The organism is Pseudarthrobacter cremeus (assembly GCF_051857465.1).
GTDB lineage: Bacteria > Actinomycetota > Actinomycetes > Actinomycetales > Micrococcaceae > Arthrobacter.
Window position 1 is genome coordinate 45,880 of the sequence record NZ_JBPZHC010000002.1, and the last position, 12,046, is coordinate 57,925.

The window sequence follows — 12,046 nt, forward strand, 5'->3', positions numbered from 1 at the left end:
AGAAAGAACGAGAACCAGCCATGACCAACACTGCAATCGAACCCGGTGTGAACGCCGGCACGGCGCCCCGCACTGCTGACGTTGACGTGCCCCAGGCACGTGCCCTGGCTGCGGAGACCATCGCGCTGGTCCGCCGCTGGCTCACCGAAGCTTCGAAGGTTCCGGTTGATGCCTCGGCCGAGCAGCTCGCGGGCGTCCTGAAGGACCCCAACGGCCTGGACTTCACGGTGGGGTTCGTCGACGGCGTGGTCCGTCCCGAGGACCTGCACGTCGCCGCCCGCAACCTCGCCGCCCTTGCGCCCAAGGTTCCGGCGTTCCTGCCCTGGTACATGCGCAGCGCGGTCCAGCTCGGCGGCACCATGGCCCCGGTCCTGCCCCGGGTGGTCATTCCCATCGCCCGCAGGGTCCTCCGCGAAATGGTGGGCCACCTGATCGTGGACGCCACCGACGCCAAGCTGGGCCCGGCCATCGCCAAGATCCGCAAGGACGGCATCAAGCTCAACGTCAACCTCCTCGGCGAAGCAGTCCTCGGCGAGCACGAGGCCTCCCGCCGGCTCGAAGGCACCCACACCCTCCTGGCCCGGCCGGACGTTGACTACGTCTCCATCAAGGTCTCCTCCACCGTGGCCCCGCACTCCGCCTGGGCGTTCGAGGAGGCCGTGGAGCACGTCGTCGAAAAGCTCACGCCGCTCTTCACCCGCGCAGCGTCCTTCGCCGGGACCGGCGAAGGGACCGGCGCCGCCCAGAAGGCCAAGTTCATCAACCTGGACATGGAGGAATACAAGGACCTGGACATGACCATTGCGGTCTTCACCCGGATCCTGGACAAGCCCGAGTTCAAGGACCTGGAAGCCGGCATCGTCCTCCAGGCCTACCTCCCGGACGCCCTTGCCGCCATGATCCGCCTCCAGGACTGGGCCGCGGAACGCCGCGCCAACGGCGGGGCTGCCATCAAGGTCCGCGTGGTCAAGGGCGCCAACCTGCCCATGGAACAGGTGGAGTCCTCGCTGCACGACTGGCCGCTGGCCACCTGGCACACCAAGCAGGACTCTGACACCAACTACAAGCGGGTCATCAACTACTCCCTGCACCCGGACCGGATCAAAAACATCCGCATCGGCGTGGCCGGCCACAACCTGTTCGACATCGCCTTTGCCTGGCTCCTGGCCAAGCAGCGCGGGGTGGAATCCGGCATCGAGTTCGAGATGCTGCTGGGCATGGCCCAGGGCCAGGCCGAAGCCGTGAAGAAGGACGTCGGCTCGCTCCTGCTCTACACCCCCGTGGTGCACCCGGCCGAGTTCGACGTCGCCATAGCGTACTTGATCCGCCGCCTCGAAGAGGGCGCCAGCCAGGACAACTTCATGTCCGCGGTGTTCGAACTGAGCGAGAACGAAGCCCTGTTCGAGCGGGAGAAGCAGCGCTTCCTCGCCTCCCTGGACAAGCTCGACGACGCCGTCCCCCCGGCCAACCGGCAGCAGAACCGCAACCTTCCGCCGCAGCCCCTGCCGCACGATTCGTTCAAGGACACCCCGGACACGGATCCGTCGCTGCCCGCCAACCGCGACTGGGGCCGGGCCATCCTGGGCCGCGTCCCGTCCTCCACCCTGGGCAACGCCGCCGTCGAAGCCGCCACCATCGCGGACGAGGCTACCCTCAACTCCGTGATCGAAACTGCCGTTGAAAAGGGCAAGGCCTGGGGTGCACTCTCAGGCGACGAGCGCGCTGAGATCCTGCACCGCGCCGGCGACGTCCTCGAGGCCCGCCGCGCCGATCTCCTCGAAGTCATGGCCAGCGAAACCGGCAAGACCATCGACCAGGGTGACCCGGAAGTCAGCGAAGCCGTGGACTTTGCCCACTACTACGCCGAATCGGCCCGCAAGCTGGAAAAGGTCGACGGCGCCACGTACGTTCCGGCCAAGCTCACCGTGGTGACGCCGCCGTGGAACTTCCCGGTCGCCATCCCGGCAGGGTCCACCCTCGCGGCCCTCGCCGCCGGCTCCGCCGTCGTGATCAAGCCTGCCAAACAGGCCCGCCGCAGCGGTGCGGTGATGATCGAAGCCCTGTGGGAAGCCGGCGTCCCGCGGGACGTATTGACCATGGTCCAGCTGGGCGAGCGTGAGCTGGGCAAGCACCTGATCTCGCACCCGTCCGTGGACCGCGTGATCCTCACCGGCGGCTACGAGACCGCCGAGCTGTTCCGTTCCTTCCGCAAGGACCTGCCGCTCCTGGCCGAGACCAGCGGCAAGAACGCCATCATCGTCACCCCCAGCGCCGACCTGGATCTGGCAGCCAAGGACGTGGCCTACTCCGCGTTCGGACACGCCGGCCAGAAGTGCTCCGCAGCCTCACTGGTGATTCTGGTGGGCTCGGTCGCCAAATCCAAGCGCTTCCACAACCAGCTGGTCGACGCCGTGACCTCGCTGAAGGTTGGCTACCCGGAGGACCCCACCAGCCAGATGGGTCCGATCATCGAGCCCGCCAACGGCAAGCTCCTTAACGCCCTCACCACGCTCGGCGAAGGCGAAAACTGGGCCGTTGAACCGAAGAAACTGGACGAAACCGGCCGGCTCTGGAGCCCGGGCGTGCGCCACGGCGTCCGCCGCGGATCCTACTTCCACCTCACTGAGTTCTTCGGGCCGGTGCTCGGCGTGATGACAGCTGACACACTGGAAGAGGCCATCGCCATCCAGAACCAGATCGACTACGGGCTCACCGCCGGCCTGCACTCCCTGAACCCGGACGAACTGGGCATCTGGCTCGACAGCATCCAGGCCGGAAACCTGTACGTGAACCGCGGCATCACCGGCGCCATCGTGCAGCGCCAGCCCTTCGGCGGCTGGAAGAAGTCCGCAGTTGGAGCCGGCACCAAGGCGGGCGGCCCCAACTACCTGGCCGGCCTCGGCCACTGGGTCAGCGGCGAGGCCACATCCTCAGCAACCGTGAGCAACCCGGGGGTTCGCCGGATCCTGGACGCAACCGCGGGAACACTGCAGCCAACCGAACTGGAGTCCCTGCAGCGCTCGCTGGCATCCGACGCACAGGCCTGGGCCGATGAGTTCGGCACCGCCAAGGACGTCTCCGGCCTGAGTGCCGAGCGGAACATCTTCCGCTACCGTCCGCTGCCGGTCACCGTCCGGCTCTCCGAGGGTGCCCCGCTGGCGCACCTTGCCCGGACTGTGGCTGCCGGCGTCCTGGCCGGGTCCGCGCTGACGGTGTCCACCGCCGTCGAACTTCCCGCCCAGCTGCGCGCCGTGCTTACCGGACTGGACATCACCGTTGCGGTGGAGTCCGACGCCGGGTGGCTGGCTACCGCTGCCCGCCTCGCCGCGGCGGGCAAGCTGTCCGGCGCCCGGATCCGGCTGATCGGCGGGGACGCGACCGCCCTGGCCGAGGCAACGGACGGCCGGCCTGACCTGGCCGTGTACTCCCACCCGGTCACGGAAGCCGGGCGCATTGAACTGCTGCCGTTCCTGCACGAGCAGGCCATCAGCATCACCGCCCACCGCTTCGGGACCCCGAACCACCTCTCGGACGCCCTGATCTAAGCCTGATGCGGGAACAGCGAAAGGCCCGGCCGCCTTGTCCAGGCGCCGGGCCTTTCGCTGTTGTGTGATGTGGCTGCGCTTGAGCTAACGGCTCCGGCGCGGCAGGAGACCTTCAGTAGTCACCCCAGGTACCAGCCCGGGGGAGCCCACGAGGCAGGAACGCTGTGGGCGGAAAATTCTTCGCAACGGGTGCAGGTGTAGGCGACTTCGCCCAGTGTCCTGACCGCCCCGTCACGCCGGTAAACCGGAGGAATGTAAGACTCCAGATAAATGAACTCGTCCGTGCCGCACTTGTCGCATGTCGGCTTGCTGACGAATTCCGGCTCCGCCCTGGAAGTGATGGAGCTGTGACCCGAGTGGTGGGTGACCAGAGGGCGCACCGGGTGGTGCGGGCGCGCTAATGCGGGGTAAAAATGGGTGTTCTCGGCTGTCGTCATTGGCTGCCTATCCCGAGCGCGGCCGGCCCATGGGTTGCAGGGCGCGCTCGTACGGTTTGAACCGGCCACTGCTTGACCCCATGGATAATCCAGCATAGGGGAGGCGGGCTTTTTCTACAATGGTTTGAGCAACCCCGGCCCGGGGGTTTCCGGCAGTGTCAGGCCGACTTCTTGAGGGTCCTGCCCACGATGGCCTGGGTCAGGGCATCGATCACTTCAGCGTTGGCCAGCGGATTGCGTATCAGGGTGAAGTCGACGTCGCCCACCGGTGGCAGGTCGAACCGGCGGGTGATGATTTTCAGGTCTTCCGGAACGAGCGACGTCGGCATGACGGCGATCCCGATCCCGGCCCTCAGCGCCGCCAGGACGCCACTGATCTGCCGGGTGGTGCAGGTGATCCGCCAGGTCCGGCCGTGTGATTCGAGGGCGTCGATGGCCAGTTTCCGGCTGAGGCTGGGGGAGGGGTAGGCGATCAGCGGCACATGGTCCCCTGGCTCGAGGACGGTCTGCTCCAGGCCCACCCAGGAGAAGGAATCGTGCTGGACCACCGTGCCGTCCTTGGCTCCGGCCACCCACTTCACAAACACGAGGTCCAGCTGGCCGGCGTTGAGCTTCCTGTACAGCTGGTCGCTCTGCCCCACAGTCAGCTCAAGGTTGATTTGAGGGTAGACCTGCCGGAATTCGCGCAGGATCCGGGGGAGTCCGGTAATGGCAAGGTCATCGGCCGTGCCGAAGCGCAGGCGGCCCCGCATGGCGGATCCGGAGAAGTAGCGGGCGGCGGCGTCGTGAGCCGACAGGATGGTCCGGGCAAAGCCGGCCATGGCGTCCCCGTTGTCGGTCAGGCGGACGTCACGGGTGTCCCTGGTGATGAGGATCCGCTTGGCGGCCTGCTCCAACTTGCGGACGTGCTGGCTGACGGTGGGCTGCGCGAGTCCCAACCGCTCGGCGGCCTTCGTGAAGCTCAGTGTCTCCGCCACGGCCAGGAAGGAGCGGAGCTGGGCTGGTTCGAACACTGGGTCTCCTTGGGCTGCAGCGGCCTGTATAGAGGCCTTATTACGTTTTGCAATGCTAGTTATAGAGTCGATACCTCTACATAATCACTCCTGATCAGCTTAGCGTTGGAGTCATCCCGGACCGCCCGCTTCCCTGAGGACATCCCTGTGGCACCCCCACCGCCTTCATCGGCAACCGTCAGCCAGCCCGTCATCAACTCCGCTTCGTCCCGAACCCAGCCCATCGCCGTCGTCAGTGAACACCTCCCCTGGCGGCACACCTTCATCTCCCTGAAGGTCCCCAACTTCCGCATATTCGCGATCGGCCACTTCGTTGCGGTGATCGCCCTCTGGATGCAACGGATTGCCCAGGACTGGCTGGTGCTGGAACTTTCCGGCTCCGTCACGGCCGTGGGCATCACGGTGGCACTTCAGTTCCTGCCGTCGCTGATCCTTGGCCCGTGGGGCGGAATGATGGCTGACAGGTTCGCCAAGCGGAAGATCCTTATCCTGTGCCAGTCCATGGCCGGCGTGCTGGCGGCTGCACTTGCCTTCCTTGCGCTCAGCGGCGCGGTGGAAGTCTGGCACGTGTATGTCATTGCGCTGGTGCTGGGCCTGGTCACGGTGCTGGACCAGCCCGCGCGGCAGGTGTTCGTGAACGAACTGGTGGGCCCGAAGTACCTGCGCAATGCGATCAGCGTCAATTCCACCACCTTCCAGCTGGGCGGCCTGATCGGTCCTGCACTGGCGGGACTGCTGCTCACCGCGGTCGGTGCAGGCTGGGCTTTCGCCGCGAATGCGCTGGCGTGCTGCTCCACGGTGACCATGCTGCTGCTCCTGCGGAAGGACCGGCTGTTCATCAGCACGCCCGCGCCCAAGAAGAAGGGCATGCTCCGCGAAGGGCTGCAGTACGCCCTCAGCAAGCCCACTATCTACTGGCCGTGGCTGATGGCCGGGTTCATCGCCGTGTTCGCCATGAGCCTGCCCGTGCTGCTGGCGGCCTTTGCGGACCGGGTGTTCGACGTCGGCGCCGGCGGCTACGGCCTGCTGAACGCCCTGGTAGCCCTGGGCGCGCTGGCCGGGGCCGTCGCCTCCACCCGGCGCCGGCAGCTGCGGCTCCGGTCCGTGGTGTTTTGCGCCGGAATGTATGGTGTGATGCTGTGCCTGGCCGCGTTCGCACCGTCCCTGGTCTGGTTCGGTGGGGTGATGGTCCTGTCCGGCTTCTGGTGCCTGATGTTCCTCACCGGCTCCAACCAGCTGGTCCAGATCAGCTCCAACATGGGCATCCGCGGCCGCGTCATGAGCCTGTACATCATGGTGCTGATCGGCGGCCAGGCCATCGGCGGACCCATGATCGGCTGGATCGCCGAACACGTGGATCCGCACGTTGCCCTCTTCGTGTCCGGCGGGGTGCCGGCACTCGCGGCCCTGACAGTCGGCGTCGTGCTCGCCCGAAAGGGTGCGCTGGGACTCCGGATGGACCTGAAGGACAGGCGCCACCCGGTGCGCATCGTGAGCCGGGGGGCAGCCTGAACTGCCCGGCAGCCCAACAAGACCCGCCTAAACGTCCTGCCCGGGCACTGCCGGTCCGGGCGCCGCCAAGGCCTGCCGGACCGGTGTGAACGGCACTCCCGGGAGCTTGGCACGTTCGGGCGCTGCGTCGTAGGACATGTCCGCGGCGCCCAGGTGGACCGCCCCGCCCAGCACGCGGCCCCACGGCGGTGCGACGAGCCTCGCGCCCGCCGCAGCGATGCGGAGCAGGGGCAGCGGAACGTGGACAGTCCGGCCGCCGCCGTTGTGCTCGACGAGGAGGGCTGCCAGCTCGTTCAGAGGCAGATTGTCCGGCCCGCCGATGTCCACGGCCTGGTCCTTCAGGCTGCCGCGCAGCGCAAGCACTACCGCGGCGGCCACATCGCGGGCGCTGACGAAGTTGACCGGGTTGTCCCCGCGTCCGAAGACTACGGCAACGCCGCTCTTACGCAGGGAGTCACCCATGAGCCCCGCGTAGGTTTCCAGGATGGTGGTGGGCCGGATAATGGTCCATTCAAGGCCGCTGGCAACCAGGTACTGCTCGGCGGCGTACTTCATCCGGGCCAGTTCCATGGGGTGTGAGGAAGACGCCCCGTGCATTGAGAAGTGCACAAACCGGGTGGCGCCGGCGGCCTTGGCGGCATCCATCAGGTTGATGTTCCCGTCCCGGTCCACGGCAGCGGGCGTGCTGCCCGATTGGGGGCCAAAGCCACTGATGGCAGAGACGACGGCGGTGCAGCCGCTCACAGCGCGGCCGGCATCCGCGCGGCTTTCCGCAGTACCGAGGACGGTCTGGACGCCGCTGCCCTGTAGGCCGGCTGCGCTTTGCGGAGACCGGGTCAACACGCGGAACGGCATCCCGGCGTCCTGCAATGCCCTGACAAGCGCCCTGCCCGCTGTTCCGGAGCCGCCAGCCAACAGAATCATGGCTGGCCGCCTCCGGAGTGGGGAGCGTGCGCCTGGCCGAGGTTCATGGCAGACCTCCCGGTTGGGGCTTTATTAGATGCAACAATACGCGGCCACCACCGCTGCCGGCTGCTTTGGAGGACCGGCTGCCCTAGAGGACCGGGTGCGGGTACTCCGCCCCGCGCTTCTGGAACTCCAGCACGTCCTTGTTCAGCACCACGCCGTCGCGGATTTCGATGGCGCGGGAGATCGTTTCGTTGCTGTCCCACGCCGCCTCTCCGCTGATGACCGTCTCAAGGAAGGGCAGCAGTGCCTGGCTGATCTCCCAGCTGGACGAGTTCCAGAGATAGGACGGGCTGTGGTCCACCGCGTAGTAGTTGATGTGGTCGCCGATGGTGAACATGGGTTCGGCGAACGTTGTGGAGCGTGCCCAGCTGAAGCCCATGCCCTCGTCGCAGGAAACGTCAACGATCAGGCTGCCTGGACTGAACGCTGCCAGGTCCTCGGTCCGCAGATAGGTCAGCGGATTGTTGGGGTCCTGGAGAGTGCAGTTGACCACGATGTCGCTCTCCGCCAGGAACGGCGCCAGCGGAACCCTGCCCCGCTCAGTGATGACCTGGCTGAGGAAGGGGGCCTCGGCGTCGTGATCAAACTGCACGATATTCACCGAATGGATCGGGGCGCCAACCGCAGCAACCCCGCGGTTGGTCAGCACCTGCACGTCATGGATGCCATGCGCGTTCAGCGCCGTCACGGCACCCCGGGCGGTTGCACCGAAACCAATCACCACGGCACTGAGCCGCCGCCCGTAGTCGCCTGTGGAGCCGGTCAGTGCGAGGGCATGCAGGACTGAGCAGTAACCGGCCAGCTCGTTGTTCTTGTGGAACACGTGCAGGCCGAAACCGCCGTCGCTGGCCCAGTGGTTCATGGCCTCAAACGCAATCAGCGTGAGCTTCTTGTCGATGGCCAGCTGGGTAATGGCACGGTCCTGCACGCAGTGCGGCCAGCCCCACAGGACCTGGCCATCACGCAGCTCGGCGAGGTCCTCCGGCTGCGGTTTCGGCAGGAGTACGACGTCGGCCTCCGCCAGGAGCGCTTCCTTGGTGGCCATTTTGCCCACGAGCGTGGAAAGGTGCCCGTCAGAAACGCCGAAGCGCTCACCGTAGCCCTCCTCCAGGATGATGCGCCGGCGCAGCTCGGGGTCAATGCGTTCGAAATGCAGGGGATGGATGGGCAGGCGGCGCTCGTCCGGTTTCCGCGTCGAGGCCAGGACGCCCAGGCTCAGCTGGGTCTGTTGGCGGTTCACTTCTTTTTGGCGGCCTTGCTGGACGTGGCGTCCAGGGAGCTGGCCGGCGCGGAAGCGGCCCTCTTGTCCGCGCGCTTTTCCTTGATGGACTTGCCGGATTTTGCGGATGCTGCTTGACGGGGGGACTTGTCAGCCATGATTGCTCCTGTAGCGGAACCGAAGAGTTCCTGACTTCCGACGATACACGCAGCCACCTAACGGGCCGCCGGATCACCGGCGTCCCGAATCGGGCACCCAGGGCCCTGGCGCGGCGGTCATTGTGCGTGCAGGTTTCCGGTGTGAAAATGACGCTCTGGGCACTGCGCCGGGCAGGCCTTGCGGACTCCGGGAACAGCACCATGGGAACCATCACGATTGAAAGCACCGTCCTCATCCCCTGCGGACGGCCGGAGGTTTATGCCTTCTGCGTGGATGCCCAAAGCCGGGCGTCAGTGCCCGGTCAGGAGGGACAGGTTCTCCAGTTCCAGGACCAGGTGCCGGAGCGGTCCTGGACGGAAACACACGAAGCCCGCGGCGAAACGGTGATCTGCTCCTACGTGCTGTATCCGGTGGCTGACAGCACCCGGATGACGGTGACTTCGCAGTACGTTGCCAAGGGGCTCGGGCGCATGTTTTCCGGGGCCAAGGAAGGCTCCTGCCGGAAGCTGGAGGCGGCACGCCTGGCGGCGCTGAAGAAGGCCGTGGAGCGTGGAGTGAGGAAGGCCAGGAACGGCCAGGGGCGTTAACCCGCGCGATTTCAATGACGTTGGAGCGGCTGACGGGAATCGGACCCGCGTATCAAGCTTGGGAAGCTAGCGCTCTACCATTGAGCTACAGCCGCGTCGCCCCATTTTCAGCGGGGCAGAACTTAGCTTAGCGCAGATGCGCGGCCTCCCGTGCAACCTGTGCCGCCCATGCGGGGCCGTGTCCAGGACACGGCAGCGTCATCCAGTAACTCTTCAATAACGTCGCCGACGGTGGCTAGGTCAGGGGCGGCAGGAGTGGCTACTCTGAACCCGTTAGCTGCAGTGTCATGGGGGTGGGGCGGGCTACCATCGCCGACCCTGACGCTGAACGAAGGACGCCATGGCATTTGCAGAGCACGAGGTGCTTATCCGCCGCGACGCCATGGCGGTCTACAACTTCCTGATCGACGGGATGAACCTCCCCCAGTGGCGCAGGGGTATCCGTGCCATCGATCTGGTCTCAGGGGCAGCGGGAACCAAGGGCGCGGTCTACCAGCAGACGATGACGGGCCGGGCCGGACGGCCTGTCCCTGCCGACTTTGAAATCACCCAGGCCAGGCCCGGCGCGGAGATCCAGTTCAAGGTGATTTCCGGCCCGGCGCAGCCCGCGGGCGGTTATTACCTCAGCACCGAACAGTCCGGAACGCGCGTCCGGTTCGCCCTCGAATACCAGCCAAAAGGCCTTCTCGGCCTGATGAACACCGGCATCCAGCGCACCATGAAGGCCGAAGTGACCCAGTTGGCGCGCCTCAAGGACGTGCTGGAGATGCGCAAGGCCGCTTAGCGTTCCCCCGATGGGCGGCTGTTACTGCGCGAGCCGCTGGCCGGTCCAGCTTCCTGAAATGTTCGACGGCGCCGCGAGGGTTCCGCCGCTCAGGTCCCAGTACTGAACTGCATCGTTGGCCCGGCGGAGTGCCACTCCGGTGGAGTTCAACGCGGTGACATCCCGCAGCGGCCTGATGCCGGTGACATCGCCCCAACCGGTCATGACGGTGGACCGGGCTTCGGCGCGGAGTGCTGTGGTGCCCCAGCCCCGATAGAGCTGGACGGTGCCGTCGGTTTTGATCCCGAGCAGGTCCTGGAACCCGTCCGCGTCATAATCCACCATCGAAATGCGGCTGGCGAAAACGTCCGTAGCCACCGTGGCGCGGGCGGAGAGATCCCCAAGGCCCCGGTTCGGGTAGAGGTACAGGTTTCCGTAGGTGTCCAGCGCGAGGAGTTGGGGGAGCCTGTTGTTGGCGCACCACCCGCCGACGGCCAGGCTCAGCGTGTCCCAGCCGCCGCTGCCCAAGGTGACCGGAGGATTGAATGCCCCCGCGGCGAGGCCTCTGTGCAGGGTCAGGTTGCCGTCGTTCCACTGGGTCAGGAGATCGTAGGTGCCATCGCGGTCCCAGTCGGTGGTGAATACCTGCTTGGCTGTGGCAAAGCCGGAGCCGATCACCTTGGCCGGGCCGTAGGTCCGGTTCCCGGTGGACGGGCGGTTGACGAGCTGGCCTGAGGCGTTGATGGTGACAAGGTCGGCGGCGCTGTTAATGGCGGCGCCGGCGAGGTTCTGGGTGGGCGGCATGTGCCTGACAGCCGGATCGCACAGAGTGGGTGAGGCGGCAGGGAAGGCATTTCCTCCCGTCAGGGTTCCACCGGGCGAGTTGATGGTGCCTGCCGGCAATGTCGTGTAGCCAAAGAAATTCACCACGCCCCAGATTTGGTACTGGCTGTTTGTGTAGGAGATCCCGGCGCCCATGACGTTGAAGCGGGGATCGAGCAGCATGGCGTTGTGCCCCGGGGAGCCCTTCCACCATTCCACCAATTGCGCCGCGTCACGGTCTGTCCGGATGGCGATGATTTCTCCTGCGCCGTTGTTCGGGTTCAGGGCGCGGGGGTCTGTCCAGAAGCTGGCCCGGTGCTCGATCACCTCACGGGTGGCAATGTTGTCTGACCACTCCTGTGCCAGGCTGGCAACCGTGGGGTGGTACTTCACTGCGGTCAGGCCATTGGCCACCCTGTATTCGTTGATCTTGTTGAATACCGTCAGGATGGCGGCCGAGTTGTTGTCCGGCACCAGGGCTTCAGTGCTGAGCGATCCCGTGGCAGGGGACTGCGTGGCGGCCCCCGATTCCGTTGCGGACTTCGTGGCCGGCTGGTTCAGTTCGGCGTCCGGGGCCCAGAGCGGAGGTATGGAGGGCGGTTCGGGCGCGACCGGTTCGCTGGCCGGCACGGCTTCCGCGGGTGCCGCCGCCGTGCTGCCAGCCGTGGGTGTCTCTGAAGTACTGGCGACGGCAGGCGACGCCGGCGTGATCAACGGTTCCACGGCCGGGGCGAGCGGCGATCCGGCGCCGGTGTCCGCGCCGGCAGCACGGCCGCCGTCGTCCGTTGCAAGCGCCGGGTTCAGCGTGACCGCGCTTGGCCCCGTTGCCCCGGCGGCCTGGGCAACAGCGGGGCCCGTCCGTTGACCGGTTCGCTGGCCGGCGTACAAGCCCGCGGCCGGGGACACGAGCGAGAGCGCGCACAGGACTGCCACAACGGCGGGCGCCGCAAATTTTCTCAAATTCATCCCCAGCTTTTTGTTCAGTTGGAACCGACCGGGAGACCATCCGGCGGCTGACAT

General features: G+C 66.4%; 9 protein-coding genes and 1 tRNA gene. 4 read left to right on the forward strand and 6 right to left on the reverse strand.

Going from position 1 to position 12,046, the window contains the following annotated elements:
* Window positions 1-20 precede the first annotated feature (20 nt).
* On the forward strand, window positions 21-3,545 hold the full coding sequence (locus ACS5PJ_RS03900) for a bifunctional proline dehydrogenase/L-glutamate gamma-semialdehyde dehydrogenase (protein WP_439433605.1): 3,525 nt from the start codon (window positions 21-23) through the stop codon (window positions 3,543-3,545).
* A 595-nt stretch (window positions 3,546-4,140) separates the two neighbouring features.
* Here ACS5PJ_RS03900 and ACS5PJ_RS03905 read toward each other — a convergent pair.
* The gene (locus ACS5PJ_RS03905) at window positions 4,141-4,995 is read right to left on the reverse strand and encodes a LysR substrate-binding domain-containing protein (RefSeq protein WP_439433606.1); all 855 of its coding nucleotides are present in this window, start codon (window positions 4,993-4,995) and stop codon (window positions 4,141-4,143) included.
* Between the two features lie 147 nt (window positions 4,996-5,142).
* Between ACS5PJ_RS03905 and ACS5PJ_RS03910 the strand changes: the two genes are divergently transcribed.
* Window positions 5,143-6,507 carry an MFS transporter gene (locus ACS5PJ_RS03910; protein WP_439433607.1) on the forward strand — a complete coding sequence of 455 codons (1,365 nt, stop codon included), beginning with the start codon at window positions 5,143-5,145 and terminating at the stop codon, window positions 6,505-6,507.
* A 27-nt stretch (window positions 6,508-6,534) separates the two neighbouring features.
* Here ACS5PJ_RS03910 and ACS5PJ_RS03915 read toward each other — a convergent pair whose 3' ends face one another.
* From ACS5PJ_RS03915 to ACS5PJ_RS03925, 3 genes are all read right to left on the reverse strand, one after another.
* Window positions 6,535-7,431 (reverse strand): SDR family oxidoreductase, encoded by an 897-nt coding sequence (locus tag ACS5PJ_RS03915; RefSeq protein ID WP_439433608.1) that lies wholly within the window; start codon window positions 7,429-7,431, stop codon window positions 6,535-6,537.
* Between the two features lie 130 nt (window positions 7,432-7,561).
* Window positions 7,562-8,716, reverse strand: coding sequence for a N(5)-(carboxyethyl)ornithine synthase (locus ACS5PJ_RS03920; protein ID WP_439433609.1), 1,155 nt, complete (start codon window positions 8,714-8,716; stop codon window positions 7,562-7,564).
* Window positions 8,713-8,853, reverse strand: a complete 141-nt coding sequence (locus ACS5PJ_RS03925; RefSeq protein ID WP_439433610.1) for a hypothetical protein — start codon at window positions 8,851-8,853, stop codon at window positions 8,713-8,715. The genes ACS5PJ_RS03920 and ACS5PJ_RS03925 overlap by 4 nt, the downstream gene beginning before the upstream one ends.
* 147 nt (window positions 8,854-9,000) lie before the next feature.
* Here ACS5PJ_RS03925 and ACS5PJ_RS03930 point away from each other — a divergent pair, with 147 nt between their 5' ends.
* Window positions 9,001-9,441: a hypothetical protein gene (locus ACS5PJ_RS03930; RefSeq protein ID WP_439433611.1), complete on the forward strand. Its 441-nt coding sequence runs from the start codon at window positions 9,001-9,003 to the stop codon at window positions 9,439-9,441.
* A gap of 21 nt (window positions 9,442-9,462) precedes the next feature.
* On the opposite strand, the gene ACS5PJ_RS03935 is transcribed toward ACS5PJ_RS03930, so the two are convergent.
* A tRNA-Gly gene (locus ACS5PJ_RS03935) sits at window positions 9,463-9,536 on the reverse strand.
* Between the two features lie 245 nt (window positions 9,537-9,781).
* Between ACS5PJ_RS03935 and ACS5PJ_RS03940 the strand changes: the two genes are divergently transcribed.
* Window positions 9,782-10,225 (forward strand): SRPBCC family protein, encoded by a 444-nt coding sequence (locus ACS5PJ_RS03940; RefSeq protein ID WP_439433612.1) that lies wholly within the window; start codon window positions 9,782-9,784, stop codon window positions 10,223-10,225.
* Window positions 10,226-10,246: 21 nt separating this feature from the next.
* Here ACS5PJ_RS03940 and ACS5PJ_RS03945 read toward each other — a convergent pair whose 3' ends face one another.
* Window positions 10,247-11,992 (reverse strand): CAP domain-containing protein, encoded by a 1,746-nt coding sequence (locus tag ACS5PJ_RS03945; RefSeq protein ID WP_439433613.1) that lies wholly within the window; start codon window positions 11,990-11,992, stop codon window positions 10,247-10,249.
* Window positions 11,993-12,046 lie beyond the last annotated feature (54 nt).